16 protein-coding genes are annotated in these 19,067 nt (G+C 60.0%); 10 read left to right on the forward strand and 6 right to left on the reverse strand.

Going from position 1 to position 19,067, the window contains the following annotated elements:
- Positions 1 to 85: 85 nt before the first annotated feature.
- The 6 genes from PMX72_RS02840 to PMX72_RS02865 form a co-directional block, all read right to left on the reverse strand.
- Positions 86 to 928 (reverse strand): Cof-type HAD-IIB family hydrolase, encoded by an 843-nt coding sequence (locus PMX72_RS02840; RefSeq protein ID WP_117773361.1) that lies wholly within the window; start codon positions 926 to 928, stop codon positions 86 to 88.
- Positions 929 to 1,015: 87 nt separating this feature from the next.
- A complete protein-coding gene (locus PMX72_RS02845) occupies positions 1,016 to 2,434 on the reverse strand; it encodes a citrate synthase (RefSeq protein WP_271729000.1) in 1,419 nt (472 codons plus the stop codon).
- A gap of 77 nt (positions 2,435 to 2,511) precedes the next feature.
- Positions 2,512 to 2,799, reverse strand: a complete 288-nt coding sequence (locus tag PMX72_RS02850; RefSeq protein WP_006235289.1) for an ACT domain-containing protein — start codon at positions 2,797 to 2,799, stop codon at positions 2,512 to 2,514.
- 397 nt (positions 2,800 to 3,196) lie between these two features.
- Positions 3,197 to 3,904: a site-specific integrase gene (locus PMX72_RS02855; RefSeq protein WP_271729002.1), complete on the reverse strand. Its 708-nt coding sequence runs from the start codon at positions 3,902 to 3,904 to the stop codon at positions 3,197 to 3,199.
- Between the two features lie 18 nt (positions 3,905 to 3,922).
- Positions 3,923 to 4,174: a helix-turn-helix domain-containing protein gene (locus PMX72_RS02860; protein WP_006235292.1), complete on the reverse strand. Its 252-nt coding sequence runs from the start codon at positions 4,172 to 4,174 to the stop codon at positions 3,923 to 3,925.
- A 9-nt stretch (positions 4,175 to 4,183) separates the two neighbouring features.
- Positions 4,184 to 4,696, reverse strand: a complete 513-nt coding sequence (locus tag PMX72_RS02865) for a DUF2975 domain-containing protein (protein WP_006235293.1) — start codon at positions 4,694 to 4,696, stop codon at positions 4,184 to 4,186.
- 552 nt (positions 4,697 to 5,248) lie between these two features.
- Between PMX72_RS02865 and PMX72_RS02870 the strand changes: the two genes are divergently transcribed.
- The 10 genes from PMX72_RS02870 (at position 5,249) to PMX72_RS02915 (ending at position 18,660) form a co-directional block, all read left to right on the forward strand.
- Positions 5,249 to 7,471: a hypothetical protein gene (locus PMX72_RS02870; protein ID WP_118270221.1), complete on the forward strand. Its 2,223-nt coding sequence runs from the start codon at positions 5,249 to 5,251 to the stop codon at positions 7,469 to 7,471.
- A 5-nt stretch (positions 7,472 to 7,476) separates the two neighbouring features.
- Complete coding sequence (locus PMX72_RS02875; RefSeq protein WP_117769450.1) at positions 7,477 to 8,217, forward strand: ABC transporter ATP-binding protein; 741 nt, start codon at positions 7,477 to 7,479, stop codon at positions 8,215 to 8,217.
- A 279-nt stretch (positions 8,218 to 8,496) separates the two neighbouring features.
- Positions 8,497 to 10,185: an ABC transporter ATP-binding protein gene (locus tag PMX72_RS02880; protein WP_271728999.1), complete on the forward strand. Its 1,689-nt coding sequence runs from the start codon at positions 8,497 to 8,499 to the stop codon at positions 10,183 to 10,185.
- Between the two features lies 1 nt (position 10,186).
- Positions 10,187 to 10,531: a hypothetical protein gene (locus PMX72_RS02885; protein ID WP_006235302.1), complete on the forward strand. Its 345-nt coding sequence runs from the start codon at positions 10,187 to 10,189 to the stop codon at positions 10,529 to 10,531.
- Positions 10,532 to 10,898: 367 nt separating this feature from the next.
- Positions 10,899 to 11,324: a 50S ribosomal protein L31 gene (gene rpmE / locus PMX72_RS02890; RefSeq protein WP_006235303.1), complete on the forward strand. Its 426-nt coding sequence runs from the start codon at positions 10,899 to 10,901 to the stop codon at positions 11,322 to 11,324.
- Between the two features lie 341 nt (positions 11,325 to 11,665).
- On the forward strand, positions 11,666 to 14,473 hold the full coding sequence (gene secA / locus PMX72_RS02895; RefSeq protein ID WP_089572242.1) for a preprotein translocase subunit SecA: 2,808 nt from the start codon (positions 11,666 to 11,668) through the stop codon (positions 14,471 to 14,473).
- Positions 14,473 to 15,621 (forward strand): peptide chain release factor 2, encoded by a 1,149-nt coding sequence (gene prfB, locus PMX72_RS02900; RefSeq protein ID WP_118206011.1) that lies wholly within the window; start codon positions 14,473 to 14,475, stop codon positions 15,619 to 15,621. The genes secA and prfB overlap by 1 nt, the downstream gene beginning before the upstream one ends.
- Positions 15,622 to 15,788: 167 nt before the next feature.
- Positions 15,789 to 16,679 (forward strand): YitT family protein, encoded by an 891-nt coding sequence (locus PMX72_RS02905; RefSeq protein ID WP_035137417.1) that lies wholly within the window; start codon positions 15,789 to 15,791, stop codon positions 16,677 to 16,679.
- Between the two features lie 207 nt (positions 16,680 to 16,886).
- Positions 16,887 to 17,717 (forward strand): transketolase, encoded by an 831-nt coding sequence (locus PMX72_RS02910; RefSeq protein WP_195405094.1) that lies wholly within the window; start codon positions 16,887 to 16,889, stop codon positions 17,715 to 17,717.
- Position 17,718: 1 nt separating this feature from the next.
- Positions 17,719 to 18,660, forward strand: a complete 942-nt coding sequence (locus PMX72_RS02915) for a transketolase family protein (protein WP_117843070.1) — start codon at positions 17,719 to 17,721, stop codon at positions 18,658 to 18,660.
- The last annotated feature ends 407 nt before the right edge of the window (positions 18,661 to 19,067 follow it).

The following is a 19,067-nucleotide window of genomic DNA, read 5'->3' on the forward strand; positions in this document are numbered from 1 at the left end:
GGACGGGGCTATTTTAGCTACCCCACACAAGCGGGCAGCTAAAATAGCCCCGTCCCAAATTAGCTGCCCTGCCGGGTTGCTGCTGCTAGGCGAGGGCAGCCATGATGGTGCGGGCGACGCCGTCGTGGTCGTTGTCGAACTCGGTGATGGCGTCGGCGGCGTCGCGGTCCTCGGGCTCGGCGTTGATCATGGCCATGCCGTGGCCCGCTGCCTGCAGCATGGGGATGTCGTTGATGTTGTCGCCGAACGCCCAGGCGTCGACGAGACGCTCGCCCAGGTGCTCGCATAGCCACGTGAGGGCCGTTCCCTTGGTGGCGCCCTCACCCATGACCTCGATATTCATGGCGTAAGAACGCGTGACCTCAATGCCTCCGAGCGTGTCGAGCTCAGCCGCGATGGCGTCGCGATCGGCCGGGTCGTGCCAGTACATGGCGATGCGTTCGAGCGTCTCGACCCCGTCGATCTTACTGTCGATATCCATGTCGATCGGTGTTCGTGTGCGCTTGAGCGAAGCCGCGATGTGGGGGTCACCGCCGCAGAACTCATCCAGGCGCCCGTAAAGCGAGCGGGGGAGGAAGCACTGCCCATCCGCGAAGATATCGAAGGTCACATCGTGGCCGGCGGCGATGCGATGGACGCGATGGGCAATGCCGCGATCGAGCGGACGGCTCAAAATGCGCGTGGCGCGCGAGGCATCGTTGGGCACATCGTCGTCGAGCTGCCAGACGCTGGCGCCATTGGCGCAGACCGCGTAGTGCACGGCAGGATGGGCGAGGATGGGCTCAAAGACGCCCGACAGCGGACGCCCCGTGCACGGTACAAACTCAATGCTGCGACGTGCGAGCTCGTCGAGCATCGCCCAGGTGGCGTCGCCCATCTGCTTGTCGCTCGTCAACAGTGTTCCATCCATATCGGAAAAAACAATCATTCGATGCAGCCCTTTCTACTGGCATAAAAAGCGTGGCCGAGGGCGGTGATGCCCTGGCCACGCTCGAGTTCTATAACGGTCCGCGTCCTAGCGGTCGGCGATCGGCTTGTACTCCAGCGGCTCGATCACCGGACGATAGGCCGGGCGAATAATACGGTGCGCGCAGAAGAGCTCTTCCATGCGGTGTGCCGACCAGCCGGCCATGCGGGCGACGGCGAATAACGGCGTAAAAAGCGTCTCGGGCACGCCGAGCATCTTGTAGATAAAGCCTGTGTACAGGTCGATGTTGGCGCAGATGGGCTTGGTCATGCCGTGGTCGCGCATGACCTGGGGTGCCAGGCGCTCGATGCGCTCGATGAGTGCGAACTCTTCGCCCAAGTCCTTCTTGGCTGCCAGCGAGCGCGCGTAACGACGGCAGACCTCGGCGCGCGGGTCGCTGAGCGTATAGACGGCGTGGCCCATGCCGTAGATGAGGCCCATGCCGTCGAAGGCCTGCTTGTCGAGGATCTTGCCCAGGTAGGCCGCGACTTCGTCCTCGTCCTCCCAGTTGGAGACATGCGCGCGGATGTCCTCGTGCATAGACACGACCTTGGCATTGGCACCACCGTGGCGCGGGCCCTTGAGCGAGCCGATAGCCGCGGCGTAGGCGGAATACGGGTCGGTGGCCGAAGACGACAGCACGCGGCAAGCGAAGGTGGAGTTGTTGCCGCCGCCGTGCTCGGCATGCAGCATGAGCATAACGTCGAGCAGCATCGCCTCATCGCGGGTGAACGCCATGCCGCCGCGCAGGACCTGTAGGATGGTCTCGGCGGTGGAGAGACCGGGCGTAGGGTGCGGCACGTGAACCTCGGAGCCGCGAAGCTTGGCGACCGAGGCCATGTGTGCGAAGGCGGCGATGCGCGGGAGACGTGCGAGCATGGAAATGGCGACGTCGATTTCGTGCTCGGGCGTGATCACGTCTGGTTCGGCATCGAAGGCGTAGAGCAGCAGTACGGCGCGCTGGAGCACGTTCATGATGCTCGACGATACCGTGGTCATAGGGAACTCTTTAACGTACTCGTCGCTCAGATGTCTAAAGGCGCCCAGGCGCTCGCAAAAGCCGTCGAGCTCTTCCTTGTTGGGCAGCGAACCCGTGATAAGCAGATAGGCGACTTCCTCGTAGCCATAGCGATTCTCGGCCTGGGCATTGTTGACCAGATCCTCGATGCTGTAGCCGCGAAGCGTGAGCTTGCCCTGATCGGGCACGACCTTTCCGTCGACCTTGTTGTAGCCGTGCACATCCGAGATACGAGTGAGACCCGCGACCACGCCCGAGCCGTCGGCATTGCGTAGGCCGCGCTTGACATTGTGCTCGACAAACAGGCCCTCGTCATAAGGGTCGGTCGGCAGGCCGTGGTAGAGGCTTTCGCTCTCAGACGAAATCTGGCGGCTTGCTTCGTAATCCAGAACCAGTCGGCTCAAGTGGTCATCGAAGCGGTAATAGATTTTCTTGGCGTCGTAGGCCATGCGCGCTCCTCTCCGGGCCGCATCGGGGTGGCCTGCATGGGCATGCGCGTGTCAGGCTATCCCCAGCGGCCTGCTCGCTACAGGCGGTACATAAAGTTAAAGACGTCCTCGCGCTGGATGGACACGTTGACGCCCGAAAGCTCGCCGGCCTCGGCCAGGGCCTTCTGCAGCTCAGCGAAGTCGAGCTTGGACTCGGCGGTATCGGCCAGCATGGTCATGGTGAAGATGTCCTCGATAATGGACTGCGTGATGTCGCGGATGTCGACGTTGGCCTCGCCCAGGACACGGGTGACGCCGGCGACGATGCCGGGGCGGTTCTTGCCAAGGACGGTGATGACGATACGGGAGGACGAGATCTCGGCCATGGGAAACCCTTTCGCGTGGTTGCGGCGCGCGCGGGGCGCTCCGCTACGGTACAGTGTTCATCATTGTACCTGTCTGGCGCCAAAAGAGGTGCGCTCGCTGCGGCGTTACATGCCTGCAACATGAGCGTAAGGGGGAAGGCCGCACGGGGAAGAGCCGTCTGGCGCGTGTCCGGCTCGTGTTGGGTTGATTTCCGATCTCAGCCGAACACATTGAGCGGACAGGCCGTTCCCGCAGTCAGCCGAACGCCTCCGACGGCTGATTTCGAACTGGAAGCGGAGGGCATCCCCGCCCTTCGGTAGGGGATACCGCTCCGCGGCGCATGCCGCGGGCGGCGCCCCTATCGGACCACCGTGACCTCAGTTGGGATGGGCCCAGCACTGCCGCGTACTCGGTGAGCTAGAGCCAACTGTTCGTCTCCACGTCGCGTATGGCGATATTTCGGTCGTCCGGCTCGGTGATGCCGTAGCCGAACGCCTGGAGCGTCTCGATGGACTCCTGGATCCTCTGTTGGAACATGGGACCCGGATCGACCCTCGGCCCGAGGTGCCCGCGCCAAAGGCACGGCGTGGCGCGCAGCATGTTATGGATTTTGGAGATGGGCTCGATGTCGGCGTAGACGTTGAGCGTCGCCATGGCGTCCTTGTGGCCGAGGATCGATTGGAGCGCCTTGATATCGCCGCCTTGGCGGATCCACTGCGTTGCGAACGTGTGGCGAAGGCCGTGGAACGTGATCAGCTCGTCGTTGGTGCCCATGAGGCCGTTGGTCTCCGAGAACGTCTTGAACGCCCTGCGGATATAGCTTGTCGTCGCGAAGGTCGCGCCCGGCTCCGACAGGATGTAGCAGTCCCCGATCTCGACCGCCCCGGTAAGGCCGCGCAAGCGCAGCTTTCCGCAGTCGATCTCGTGGGTCTCCTTCAGGAAGGGGAGTAGGCCGACCGGGTCGATGGGGATACCCCTAGCGTCATGGGTCTTGGTGTCCTTGATGAACGAACCCATTCCCTTCGCGTACGCCACCGAGTGTCTGATCGAGATCAGGCCCGTCTCGAAATCCACATCGCACCACCGAAGGCCGCAGACCTCGCCGATTCGCATCCCCGTGTGCAGGGCGAGTACGACCGCCCTCTAATCCTCGGCGGACCAATCGAGTCCGAACTCCTTTCGGGCATCCTCTTCGCTCATGACTTCGAGAAGGTCTCCGGGTTGGCAACGAAGGGCGAGGCATAGCTGCTCGAGTGTGTTGAAGCGAATGCCGCGAATATGCCCTTTTTTAATACGGGACAGGTTCACGGGCGTGGTTCCAATCCTTTCGGCAAGTTCGTTCGAGGAAATCTTTCGCTCGGCCATGATCTTGTCGAGGCGAACAATTACGGGCATGGCGTTTCCTTACGCAATCTCGTCGGAGTCGAGGTACAGCTCTCGGGCGTACAAGAAGAGCTGGGAAAGCATGAACAGGACGATGCCGAGAACCAGAGAGGTCCAATCGAATGATGAAGCGATCTCTTGGGCGCCGACGGCCCCCTCGCCGCCAAACATCGAAACGGAGGTTTTGAGTGAGCCGGCGTAGAGGCTGGTGGCAGCTTGAACAACGAAGAGAATGCCGAGCACCTTCAAGCATGTCGCAGACCCTTTCTTGAAGGGGTCTCCGCTCTTGATCGTCCACACGAGAACGGCGCTGAGGATGGTCGTAGCGATACCGATGACGGCAGGGACCAATGTCGAGATCGCAAGGGCTGGATACGCGGGGGAGTCTGCAATTACAGGGTTGTCGAGCACTTCGATTGCTGGCTTTAAGGAGAACGCCACTTGTGCGATGGCGGTGGCGCAAAGGGTCGCAGAGGCTATCGCACATGCGATGCGGAAGGAATGAAGCCGGGGAGTACGATTGTCGGAACTCATAATAACCTCCGAGGAATTTAAAAGACTCAGGTTACTTTTTAACAGTTTATGTTAAATTGACTTTGCCGGCAAGTAATCACAGCATGCTGCAACCGAAACCCCTCTAGATTGGAGAGGATTATGTTCAGTACTGTTAAGTCGTGTAAGCTCTTGGTTTTCCTCGGCCTCGCTCTTTGTCTGTTGCTGCCGGGAGCCCCCGCTTTTGCGGATACCCCGATGCCTCCTTCCCAGGAGAGCAGCCAGTGTGCCCTCGTTGAGCCCCTCGGGTATACGGACGACGTCGTCGATACCTACTGGAGCTACAGCTGTCCTCGCGGCGTAAGCGGGCACAGCATCTCGATGTTCAACATCTCTTACAAGACGATCTCCTACCGAAATGGCTATCGCCGATCCGCGCATCATAGGGAATCCCGCCTCGCTGCAATGTGCTCCTGTGGTGTTCTTGGCACAACTGATAAATGGCAATTTGTCTATAGCACCTACTAGATGCGAGGAAGGGCCGAGCATTTTGTTCGGCCCCTCTGTTCCGACTGGATGAGGTTAAGGTTGGCGATGAATATGCTCAAAATCTCGAAGGCGATCTTTAGGTCGCTTCTCTCCTCCAGGTCGCTCTGTGTTGTCGTTGTTGCGTTGATGGTTCTTTGTGCTCTGCCCGTCTTCAGGAGCGCGGCTGGCATCGACGGACGGGTCGAATACCTCGAGTCGGGAATAACCCGTGTTGAGCAGGAATTGTCAGCATCCTATGCGGATGCGCTTGTGAATGCGGGGGAGGACGATGTCTATACCTCTTCATCAAGCATGCCCGCGCTTCTGTACCCTCTTGCCGCGGGACGTCTTATCTTGGCACCGCTCTCTCCCCTACTTCCGTTTCTGCAGATATCGGATGGAGAGTACACCTATTATGACGGATCGAAGGAGTACTTGCTATGGGTCGCAACGGCCGTTGCCGTCTCGTTCCTTGCCGCGCGTCTTAACAAACGTGAAAAGCTCATCATCCAGGCACCGATGGGCGAGCTGGGTAGACTTGTTGCATCGAGCGTATGGGCGAGTGTTTTTGCAATGCTTGCCGTCCTCGCCATCAATCTTCCAGGGATAATCGCCGCGCTTGTGAAGAATGGCCCGGGCTCGCCGTTCTATCCGATAGGCTACATTCAATATGCGACTCCGGTTATCAAACCGGCTTGGCTGGTGTTCGCGCAGACGGCCATCTTGCAATTCTTGGTGGCAGCGTTCATCTCGCTTGTCGTTCACCTTGCCGTGAAGATTGCCAATAACCCTACGCTTGGAATCGTGTTCGTATGTGCCCTGATGGGGGTGACGATGGTTCCCGGGTATTACGGAAGATCCATCGCTTTACGTGAGTTCGCCCTGTTGAATCCCCTTACGTATGCGAACACTGAGTTGACCGTCGGCGCCTATAGCCCGTACCCGACAACGCAGATAGTGAATCTGCCTGGACTTTGCTTCGAGCGTGGCGCGATTGCCCTCGTATGCGCAATCGGGATCGAGGTGCTGGCAATTAGCCTGCTTTGCGTTGCTGGAAAGAGCGGCTGCGCGCGCCCGATATCCCCGATTTGTCTTGAGAGAGGTTCCTTCGCTGCATCGAGAACGGCAACTCGTTCGAGCGCTTGTGCCTCCGCCGTTGCATACGTAAGAACGATGGGGAAACTGCTCCTGCGTTCTCCTACCCTCGCCGTATGCGCGATTGCAATGTCGGCGACGATGCTGGCCCCGGCTCTGGTCGAGATGTTTCCTGACGCTGATAACGTTTCCGCTGTTCGGTATAGGGATGGGGAGCTCCGTTCAATAGATCGGTATCTAGAGCAGAACGCTGCGAATATGGACGTCGAGGGCAAAGCGGCCCTGGAAGACATGCGGGATGCTCTTTCGGGTTTCGTGTACGCGCCTATGCCTGCGGAGGGGTTTCGAAGCCTTGCGACGTACGAGCGCGCTCGAGGTGAGCTGGGCGCGGCAGATGCGACTCTCCTGCAATCGATCGGAATCGAGCCGGAGACTCCTTCTCGTGCGGAGGCGCGCGCCCTTCTGCTTGAGTCGATCGCGAGCTTGCCGGACCCCAAGGTTTACGAGTTAAGTACGAAGATGCCCCCATTAATCCTCCTTTCGTATCTCCAGGCAGCGCTTCCCTCCTTATTTTTGCTGTTGCCCGTGGTTGTCACATCGCTCGCGTGCACCCACCTGCAGTGTCGTTCCCTTCTGGTTCTCCAGATCCCCGCAACAGCGCATGTGCGTTTTCTGACGGCTGTTGCGCTGGCTCTCCTGCTTGGCTTGGTGCTGCTTTTGGTGTCGATGGTTCCCGCTGTCGTTGTGTCCGTGATTAAGAACGGTGCGGGTGGATCGGAGTATCCCGTCGCTCTCATTCGGGCGGGAGCTTCGACAACGTCCATGGTGGGGGAGGCGGTGTTGTGCAGTATTCCGTTGCTGGTCATGGCATACGGCGTGATTTCCGTCGTCGCTGCGTTGACAGCAGCGATTAGCCGCAACCCCGTTGTCACCGGAATGGTTTGCGCGGTTCTCTTGGTGTTGGGTTCGTTGAGCGCTCATGTTGAAAGCGTGGGCATGGGCGTCGCGCTGCTGGCTCCATTCGCCTCGTTTGATCCCGCTTCCCAGGTGGGGACGATTGGGTTCCTTGGGCGAGGGACGAACGCGATGCCTTTTGGAGAGGTCGTCGGCGCATCGGGCGCTCTGCTGGTGGTCTTGGGCGCCGTATCTCCGTTGATGGTGCGCCTGAGTGTTCCAAAGATCGAAAGGGGATGATCTCGATGATTGACCTTCAAACGCTGACGATCTCTTATGGAAAGAAGGTGCTCGTAGATTCGGTGAACGCTGAGTTTGCCCCGGGTACGGTCTACGGTCTCGTCGCTCCGAACGGGCATGGAAAGACGACGTTGCTGCGTGCGATGGCAGGTTTGCCGGGTCCTCGCGTGGACGGGAGCATCGTTCTGGATGAGGTGCAGGGTACGGGTGCGAGAGAGGTCCGTTCTATGATCTTCTATGCACCTGGTGAGGGGACGCTGCTGTATCCCGGATTGCGTGCGGAAGATCACCTCAAGATGGTTTGCGATATGTGGCCGCATGCTCGCGATATCGAAGAGATAGTGGAACAAACGCAGATAGGCGAGTTCGCGAAGATGAGAATCCGCACTCTGAGCCAGGGCATGAAGCAGCAGCTTACCCTGGCGATTGCGTATGCGACGGGCGCGCGGTACCTTCTATTAGATGAGCCCATGAACGCGCTCGACCCCAGCAGGGTGGACTTGCATTCCGAGATTCTCAGGAAGCTGGCCGATTCTGGTACGTGCATCATCATGTCATCCCACATCTTGGATTCGGTCGATAGGCTGTGCGATGAGATTCTGTTTTTGAAGGATGGGAGGCTCATTAGAAGCATTCCGCAAGATGATGCTGCGCCGAAGTCTCCTGGATCCCATTTCGCAAAGCCTGCCGGACGCGCCGAGGGTGCGCTAAGCACGTATCGGCGACTCTACGAAAAGGGCGGGTAGAAATGCAAGTTAAAAATCTATGTGGCCAATGTGATACCGTTGAACCCGCATATCGATACCGCTCAGCCATTCGCCTCGCCCCCGTCGCACGTATCTTCATCCGGTCTGTTACTTTTAATCTAACAATTCTTTGAGGAACGTAGGTGCTTCTAAATGTACTGTCGACTTCTTCTCAAACTAATCCTAAGAGACAAGGCCGTATGGATTTGTACGCTCGTTCTCGCTGCAGCCTTTTCCGTCCCCATTGCGTTCAATTCACCCATCTACGGCCCCTTCTTTATGAAGCAGGGCATGCAGGGCTTTGTCGACGCATTCAATACGCGCGCGCCCCAGGCCAGCGGCACAGACCTATCTCCAGAGCAGCAAAATGACGCGGAGCTTGCAAGATACGCGAACGCCGCCCTCGCCGCTCAAACCGACGCCGCCTTTCTCGATTCTGCCGAGAGCTACTACGCGCTCATGGGCGAAGGCTTCCAATCCGGGTCCATCGTGGGAGACCAAGAGACCAATGACGCAGCGCTCGCATATTGCCGCGCTCTGAGCAGCTCCGGCATCGCGGATATCCCGGCCTCCGCAAACGACCTGCCGTTCCTCTCCTTCCTGCCCTACGCCATTGCCCAGGCGCCGTCCTTCCTTCCCTTCATCCCCTTCCTTCTCTCGTCGATACTCGTGCTCGGCGCCACAAGGCCCGGGACCCTGGCGGCAAAGGCGCCCGTGCCCAAATTCCGGCGCCTTATCCAAACCGTGTTTTCGATAATTGGCGCGGGGACCGCGATGCTCCTCGCCGGCCTTGCGCCCGGGAGTATTTACGCCTTGGCCCTAAACGGCTTCGGGCAGATCGGGTACCCGATCGCCTTCTTCCATAACGGCGCGCTCACTACCACGACCGCGGGAGACGTCTTCACGACCATACTTCTCGCGCTGCTCGCGGGTGGAACCTTGATATCCGTTTGTTCCGTCGTCCTATCGACCGCAACGAGGCGCGTCTTCGCGGGCCCCCTTACCTCCGCGTTGCTTGTCGCGGCCCCGGCATTCCCGTTATTGTCCGATTCGGCACTGGGGCATAATGCCGCGCTCGGGCTCCTGCCGCTGCCCGTATTCTCGCCTATCGAGGCAACGGGTTACGTAGGATGCTTCCCGACAGAATTCATTGGCTCCGGTTCGGGCGGCGCATCGATGCTTGCCGTGGCCCTGGCATACGTCGCGGTCTTTTTTACGGTCGGCGCCGTTGCGACACGTTCCCCCAAACAGCCTGGACCCGCGAAAAAGCACCATGGGCTCGAGCTCCTGGACGCGAGCGTGGGATACGGAAGCACGACGATACTTTCAATCGGGTCGCTTTTCCTGAGCCCAGGAACGGCGGCGGGCCTCGTTGCTCCCAACGGCTCGGGGAAAACCACCCTTCTTGAAGCGCTGTCGGGCCAATTTCCCACCCGCATCCGCTCGGGAAGCCTGGCGGCAGACGGAATCTGCCAACGTCGATCAGCCGAATTTGCAGAACTCGTCTACCTGAGCTCTTCGGGCAGCGCGGATCTCTATCCCACGCTATCGGCCATCGAGCACCTTGCTTTCGTTAGGGAGGCGTGGAAATCGGCCGCCGACATCGACTCGCTCTGCGACTCCCTCGGAATCTCCCCATATCTCGACAAGCCGACCAGTAAACTCTCGACAGGAATGAAGCAGCAGGTAAAGCTTGCCATGGCGATATCGACCGATTGCCCGTACCTCATCCTCGATGAACCGCTGAACGGCCTCGATCCGGGAAAGCGGAAAACCTCCTGCGACGCGATGCGCAGCGAGGTGGCGCGGGGACGAAGCGTGCTCATTTCAAGCCATCTGCTCGACGACCTGGCAGACCTCACCAACTCGTTCTACTTCATCGAGGCCGGCACGCTCGTGGAAAAGATCAAGTCGTCCTCGCAGACGCTCAAGCAGGAATACCTCGATACATACGAGCGAGGTGAATGACATGAAACTATTTGAACAGCTGAAGTCCAATGCGTCGCGCATGGCTGTCTACGCCATCCTCGTGGCAACGGCTTTATGCGGAATCGCGGCACCCGTCTATGCGCTCAACGGGGAGAAAGGCGATGTCGAACCCGCGTACATGGCTTCGACGGTTAAGGACCGGTACAAAGCCTTCTCTGGAGACACGTTTTACGTAGCAGAGTACGACACGACCTACCGTCAGCTTCGCTACAACAAGGGCTACGACTATCTAGGCGCAGAGGCAATCAGCTATACGTCGGGTTGGTACCGCTCCAACTATGGACACATAACCCAGTTCAAGTGTAACTACCGTGTGTACAACTAAAGCAACCGGCCGGGACGAGGGGTGACGCAAAAGCGTCGCCCCTCGTTTTTAACCATGTCAACTGAACCTAGTTCAGTTTGGTTGATTTCCGATCTCAGCCGAACACATTGAGCGGAAAGGCCGTTCCCGCAGTCAGTCGAACGTCCCCGGGGCCCTTCTCAGGCCCCGGGGACGGCATTTTCCCAGTTGAAGGAACGGTGGAGATGTGTTTCGATGGGTCAGATTCGTGTCGTTCCGAAAAGACCGTGAACCTTTTGTGGGACGCTCGGCGCCGTGGTACCATAGCCGAGTTTGTTGTCTTGGTCGGAAACCAAGACGCCTTATGCGCTGATCGGTAACCAGCGCCTGACTAATAAGGAGTCCTACCATGAAGCAGGGTATCCATCCCCAGTATGTCGAGTGCACGGTGACGTGCTCCTGCGGCAACACCTTCAAGACGCACGCTACCGTGTCCGAGATGAAGGTCGAGCTTTGCAACGAGTGCCACCCGTTCTACACCGGCCAGCAGAAGTTCGTCGACACCGGTGGACGCGTCCAGCGCTTCGCCGACAAGTTCGGTGGCGCCGCTGCCGCCCAGCTCAAGAAGGCCGAGGAGGCCAAGGCTGCCAAGGCCGCCAAGGCTGCTGAGGCCGAGGCCGCTCGTAAGGCCGCCGCTGAGGCTAAGGCTGCCGAGAAGGCCAAGCGTGCTGCTAAGTTTGCCGAGGAGGCTGCCAAGCAGGCCGCCGAGGCTCCTGCAGAGGCTCCCGTCGAGGAGGCCGCTGCCGAGGCCGAGACCACCGAGGCTGCTGAGTAAATAGCTCGCCGCGGAATCACTCGCATTCATGGCATGAGGGCCGTGCATCCATTTGGGTGCGCGGCCCTTTTCTTTTTATTGGTGCAAGCTAACCTGTCCCCATTGCACCAGATTGGTGCGAAGGGGACAGGTTAGTTTGCACCAAATGACAGAGAGGCGGCGTTTGCCCAGATAAAACCTGCCAAAATAAACCAGTCCCTTTTTGGCAGGTTGGTCGTAGTTATTACGTGGCGGTCGAGGTCGACCGTATGGGCCGCGCCTTGTTTGGCTAAAGTACAATTATCTGTGTTTAACTCGCCCGCAGCTGCACGGCGTGGGCGATGGCCAAAAAGGAAAACCACATGGGATTCATGTCAAAGCTGCTGTCCTTTGGATCCGATAAGGACCTTAAGCGCTACTACAAGATCGTCGACCAGATCAACGGTCTTGAGCCCCAGTTTGAGAAGATGACCGAGGAGGAACTCCGCGGCCAGACCGATAAGTTCCGCGAGCGTTACGCCAACGGCGAGTCGCTCGACGACATGCTCCCCGAGGCCTTTGCTACCGTGCGTGAGGCTTCCAAGCGCACCATGGGTATGCGCCACTTTGACGTGCAGCTCATTGGCGCCATGGCACTGCACGAGGGCCACATCGCCGAGATGAAGACCGGCGAAGGTAAGACCCTCGTCTCCACGTTGGCCGGCTATCTCAACGCTATTGCCGGCAAGGGCGTGCACGTCGTTACTGTCAACGATTACCTTGCCAAGCGCGACTCCGAGTGGATGGGCCGCATCTATAAGTACCTGGGCATGACCGTCGGTCTGCTCCAGAACAACATGCCGCTCGAGCTCAAGCGCCCGGCCTACCAGGCCGACGTCACCTACGGCACCAACTCCGAGTTCGGCTTTGATTACCTGCGCGACAACATGGTTACCCGTCCCGAGCAGCGCGTGCAGCGCGGCCACAACTACGCCATCGTCGACGAGGTTGACTCCATCCTGATCGATGAGGCCCGCACCCCGCTGATCATCTCGGGCGCTGGCACCAAGTCCGCCAGTACCTACAAGGACTTCGCGCGTGCCGTGCGTGGCCTTGAGCGCGGCGAGGACGTGTCGCACGACATGCTCACCGCCACCGAGGACGTCGAGCCCACGGGCGACTATGTCATGGACGAGGCCAAGCACACCATCGCCGCCACCGAGCGCGGTCTTAAGAAGATCGAGCGCCGCCTGGGTATCGATGACATCTATGCCGATCTCTCCGGCCAGCTGGTTAACCACCTGCAGCAGGCGCTGAAGGCCCAGTACATGTTCCACCGCGATAAGCAGTACGTGGTCACCAACGGCGAGGTCAAGATCGTCGACGAGTTCACCGGCCGCATTATGGAAGGCCGCCGCTATTCTGAGGGCCTGCACCAGGCCATCGAGGCCAAAGAGGGCGTGCTCGTACGCGAGGAGAACCAGACGCTGGCCACTATCACCTTGCAGAACTACTTCCGTCTGTATGACAAGCTCTCCGGCATGACCGGTACGGCACTCACCGAGGATGCCGAGTTCCGCGAGATCTACAAGCTGCCCGTCGAGGTCATCCCGTCCAACAAACCCGTTCAGCGTGTTGACCACGAGGACCTGGTGTACCGTACCATTCAGGCCAAGTACAACGCCGTCGCCGACGATGTCGAGCAGCGTCACGCCAAGGGCCAGCCGGTCCTGGTGGGCACCGTCTCCATCGAGAGCTCCGAGAAGCTGTCCGCCGCCCTAACCAAGCGCGGCATCGCACACGAGGTCCTCAACGCCAAGCACCATGAGCGCGAGGCTCATATCGTTGCCCAGGCCGGACGCTACGGCGCCGTGACCATCGCCACCAACATGGCCGGTCGTGGTACCGACATCCTGCTGGGCGGCAACCCCGACGAGTTGGTGCGCGAGCGCCTGGAGTACGAGGGCCTGACCATGGAGGACGTGACGCCCGAGCAGCTCGAGCAGTTTAACGCCGAGGCCAAGGAGACCTGCAAGGCCGAGCGCGAGCGCGTGCTTGCCGCCGGTGGCCTGACCGTTATCGGCACCGAGCGCCACGAGTCCCGCCGTATCGACAACCAGCTGCGCGGCCGCTCCGGCCGTCAGGGCGATCCGGGCGAGACCCAGTTCTACCTGTCGCTCGAGGACGACCTCATGCGCCTGTTCGGCGGCGACAAGATGGACCGCGTCTCCAAGATGATGGTCACGGCCGACATGGGCGACGACATGCCCATCCAGCACAAGATCATCTCCAAGGCCGTCGAGAGCGCCCAGCACAAGGTCGAGAGCATCAACTTCTCCATGCGCAAGAGCGTCCTTGAGTACGACGACGTCATGAACAAGCAGCGCCAGGTCATCTACGCTGAGCGCAATAAGATTCTGGACGGCAAGGACCTGACCGACCACATCACCGAGGTCATGCACGACACCGTGTACCGCTGCGTGCAGGAGTTCTGCACCAAGGACAGTCACGATGGCGAGCGCGACCTGGAGGGCCTGCGCAAGTGGGTTGTGGAACTCACCGGCCACATCGATACGCCGAAGTTCCCCGACGAGGATTATGAGGCTCTGGCTGCCGATGTCCTGGCTTACGTAGAGAAGTGCTACAACATGAAGGCCGAGCGCTTGGGCGAGGACCTGATGCGCGAGCTCAACACCCAGGTCATGTTGCGCGTCATCGATACCCGCTGGATGAACTACCTGCAGGAGATGGACTATCTCAAGACCGGCATCGGCCTGCGCGGCTTTGGCCAGCGCGACCCGCTGGTCGAGTACAAGACCGAGGCCTACGGCGCGTTCCAGATACTCGTCGATACCATGTATGAGGATTACCTGCGCACGGTTCTGCGCATCGAGATCAAGGCTGCCCCGCGTGCCGTGGAGCACAAGGAGGAGCCCGCGCTCGAGGGCGCGCGCTTCTCCGGTCCTGCCGAGGTCGATGGTGATAACGGCGACTCGGTGCTGCGCAAGCAGGCGCAGGTGCAGGCCCGCACGGCTGTCCAGGGTGGTCCGGCTGCCGTCAACAACGGTGGCAAGGTGACCACTTATCGCAAGTCCGAGAGCGACGATCCGTACGTCAACGTGGGCCGCAACGACCCGTGCCCCTGCGGTAGCGGCAAGAAGTTTAAGTACTGCCACGGCAGGAATCGTTAATGGCTGAGGCTTTAGAGATAACGCCCGCCGAGCTGGACGCGTTCGCGGACCGGCTCGGCGAGGTCGAGTCGTATCTCCACCTGGACGAGAAGCGTACCCGTGTGACCGAGCTCGAGGCCAAAAGTGTTGCCCCTGGCTTTTGGGATGACGCCGACGCCGCCCGTGCCACCATGGAGGAGATCGCGCGTACCAAGGAAGATATCGCTGCCGTGGACACCGCGCGCGGCGAGCTTTCCGATGCCCGCGCTGCGCTGGAGCTTGCCGAGGAGATGGGGGATGACCCCGACGCCGTCGCCCTTCGCGAGGAGGCTACAGCCACGGCTGAGCGCCTGGCCCGTGCCATCGATGAGCTTGAGCTTTCGAGCTGGTTTACCGGTGAGTTCGATCACGGCGATGCCATTGTGACCATCAAGCCCGGACAGGGTGGTCTGGAGGCCCAGGACTGGACCTTCATGCTCTTTAAGATGTACATGAAGTACTGCCAGCGTCGCGGCTGGAAGGTCACCATCAACGACTGTCCCGCAGCCGAGGTCATCGGCATCGACCGCGCGACCTTTACCGTCGAGGGCAAGGACGCATTTGGCATGCTGCGCGCCGAGGCCGGCGTCCACCGCTTGGTTCGCATCAGCCCCACCGACGACAAGAAGCGCCGCCAGACCACGTTTGCCGGCGTCGAGGTCATCCCCGTGCTACCCGATGATATCGACATCGAGATCAGTCCCGATGACATCCGCGTGGACGTGTACCACGCGAGCGGCCCGGGCGGCCAGGGCGTTAACACCACCGACTCCGCCGTGCGCGTGACGCATTTCCCCAGCGGCATTGTGGTCACCTGCCAAAACGAGCGCAGCCAGATCCAGAACAAGGCCGCGTGCATGCAGATCCTCAAGGCTCGCCTGTACGAGATTGAGCTCGAGAAGCGTGCCGAGGCGCTCGATGAGATTCGCGGACCCAAGACCACGATTGGTTTTGGCAACCAGATTCGCAGCTACGTGCTCTACCCGTACCAGATGGTCAAGGATCTGCGCTCGGGCGTGGAGACCAGCAATGTCGAGGCCGTTCTTGACGATGGCGACCTGGACCCGTTTGTTATTGGCTACCATCGCTGGGCCACTGGCAACGCTGATGCGGAGACCCCGTCTGCTTAAACCGCCCGGTTTATGTGGAAATGGATTAAAACCCTCCCAGCAGGGTGGTTTTGTATCCAGAGCAAACCCTGCGCAGGGGTGGTTTTTGTCCGGCGAATCGGTAGAATCGAATACAGCAAGAAGTTCGAAGCGCATCCGTTTGGGTGCGCTTTTTTGAGGGAGGCAGCATGGCATATCGTCTGGACATCAAGCGCATTCTTTCGATGAACTTCTTTCACGACCTGCCCCAGATTATGTTGGGGTGCGCTCTGGCCGCTATTGCGACCGACCTGTTTTTGATCCCCAACGGCCTTGCTGCCGGTGGCGTTACGGGCCTTGCCACCATTATCCAGGCGGTCGGTGCATCGCGCGGCCTATCGCTTCCCGTTGGTATTCAGACGATCGTGATGAACGCCTTGCTGTTGTTGGTCGTTATGCGCGAGGGCGGCATGTTCTACGTGGTGCAGACCGCGACGGGCTTTGTGCTGCTGGGCTTTTTTACCGATCTGTTCGCCCCGTTTGTAGCACCTCTGGCGGATGCGGACCTGATGCTTCCTGCCATGTGGGGCGGCATTATTACGGGCATCGGTTACGGCATGGTGTTGCGCGCCGGCGCCAACACCGGCGGCTCGGACACGATTGGCCAAATCATCTCGCGTAACACCTCGCTGCCGGTGGGCTCGACCGTCATGGCGATCGATGTTGCCGTATGCGCGCTGTCGGCTCCGGTCTTTTCAATCGAAAACGCTCTATATGCAGGCCTTTCGATGGTCATTAGCGGCTACGTGATCGATGCCGTGGTCGATGGTGGCAACAAGCGCCGTATGGTACTCATCATCTCGGACAAGTTCCCTGATATTGCTGCCGATATCATGTATGGCCTGGGTCGTGGTTGTACCAAGTTTAAGGCGACTGGCATGTATTCGGGTGCCGAGAAGCCGGTGATTATGGTCATCGTGAGCCGTCGAGAGCTCAATACCCTCAAGACGATCGTGCGCGAGCGCGATCCTCACGCCATTGTGACGGTCGCTGACGTTACGGAAGCCTTCGGCGAGGGATTCAAGGACATTAGCGCGTAGGGGCGACCGCGTTCCATCCAAAAGACGTTCACATTGATAAACCGTTTCATCAGCGGTTCTGCCTGCTAAATTGTTCAAATAATGATAAAAACTCTGGTAAAGCCATCAGTTTCCAGCATAATGAATGACGTACGTGCATTGCGGCTGTGTTGGGATTACCTTCGGTGCCGTGCGCATTTTGTCTAATGAGGATGAAAGGAAGGCACAATGAGCGACGAAGAGCTCAAAAAGGTTGCCAACGAGGTAAGGAAGGGCATCGTCACCGGCGTGCACGCTGCCAAGTCCGGCCATCCGGGCGGTTCGCTCGGCGCTGCCGACATCATGACCTATCTGTACTTTGAGGAAATGAACGTCGACCCGGCCGACCCCCGCAAGGCCGACCGCGATCGCTTCGTGCTTTCCAAGGGTCACTGCGCACCTGGCCTGTACGCCGTGCTTGCCGAGCGCGGGTTCTTCCCCAAGGAGGATCTCAAGACGCTGCGCCACATCGGCAGCCATCTGCAAGGTCACCCCAACATGAACGACACCCCGGGCGTTGACATGTCCACCGGTTCGCTCGGCCAGGGCATCTCCGCCGCCGTGGGCATGGCCGTTGCCGCCAAGCACTGGGGCGACGACTATCGCACCTACGCCCTGCTGGGCGACGGCGAGAGCGAGGAGGGCCAGGTTTGGGAGGCCGCCATGTTTGCCGGCAACCAGCAGCTTGACAACCTCTGCGTGATCGTCGACCACAACGGCCTGCAGATCGACGGCCCCGTCGAGGAAGTCAACGACCCCATGCCGCTCGCCGACAAGTTCCGCGCCTTCAAGTTCCACGTGGTGGAGCTTGCCGACGGCAACGATTTCGATCAGATCCGCGCCGCCTTTGCCGAGGCCCGCGCCACCAAGGGTCAGCCGACCGCCATTATCGCCGAGACCACCAAGGGCAAGGGCGTTTCCTTTATGGAGAACCAGGTAGGTTGGCACGGCAAGGCCCCCAACGATGAACAGTTTGAGCAGGCCATGGCAGAGCTCACGGCCGCCGGAGAGGAGCTCTAGGATGGCAGACGTCAAGAAAATCGCCACGCGCGTAAGCTACGGCGAGGCCCTCGTCGAGCTCGCCAACGAGCACGATGACTTTGTGGTCCTCGACGCCGACCTGGCCGCCGCCACGCAGACCGGCAAGTTTAAGGCCGCCTGCCCCGACCGCTTCTTCGATGTGGGCATTGCCGAGAGCAACCTGATGGGTGTTGCCGCCGGTATCGCAACCACCGGTCGCGTTGCCTTTGCGAGCACCTTTGCCATGTTCGCCGCCGGCCGCGCCTTTGAGCAGGTCCGTAACTCCATCGGCTATCCGCACCTTAACGTCAAGATCGGTGCCACGCACGCCGGTATCTCGGTAGGCGAGGATGGCGCCACGCACCAGTGCTGCGAGGATATCGCCCTCATGCGCGTTATCCCCGGCATGACCGTGATTGTTCCCGCCGATGACGTCGAGGCCCGCGCCGTGACGCGCGCCGCCTACGAGTGCGACGGCCCCGTGTACATGCGCTTTGCCCGTCTGGCCTCGCCGGTCATCAACGACCCCGAGACCTACAAGTTCGAGGTGGGCAAGGGCATCGTCATGCGCGAGGGCGCCGACGTCACCATCATCGCTTGCGGCCTGATGGTCGGCGAGGCTCTCGAGGCCGCTGAGCAGCTTGCTGCCGAGGGCATCGATGCCGAGGTCATCAACATGCACACCATCAAGCCCATCGATGCCGACCTGATCGTCAAGAGCGCCACCAAGACCGGCCACGTCGTGACCGTCGAGGAGCACTCCGTGATCGGTGGCCTGGGCAGCGCCGTTGCCGATGTTCTGTGCGAGCAGTGCCCGACGCCGCTCAAGAAGATTGGCGTCAACGACACCTTCGGCGAGTCCGGCCCGGGTGCCGAGCTCCTGCACAAGTACGGCCTGGACGCCGCCAACATCGTGGCGACCACCAAGGAGTTCTTGGCATAAGGCAAGACGAGGTAAAGTATCGTCTCAACAACCACATCCAAGCCAGAACAGGGGCATCCCCAAAGAGGGCGCCCCTGTTTTTGTTGAATTTAAATTAGAGTCCTGCCAAGCAAAGTTCCCATGGGGAAACGGGCCCATCCCAACAAAGTGCAATTCAGACCCTTCCAACTTTGTATGCGCAGCATCTCAAGTTGGTGCGTCGGCCCCATAGTAGCCGCAGGCCGGGCGCAGGGTTACCTCCCAAATCTTTCCGCAGCGCAGGCCGGCGTTTGTCCGCAGCTCCGCAGGAGCAGGACAAATGCCGGCCATGCGCGAGGACGATTTGGGAGGTAACCCTGCGCCCGGCCGGTGGGATCCCAAAGCCCGCCATGCTTCTTATGTGCAGCAAAGCTAATGCTGCTAAAATG

This window comes from Collinsella aerofaciens, assembly GCF_028207065.1.
Classification (GTDB): domain Bacteria; phylum Actinomycetota; class Coriobacteriia; order Coriobacteriales; family Coriobacteriaceae; genus Collinsella; species Collinsella aerofaciens_AR.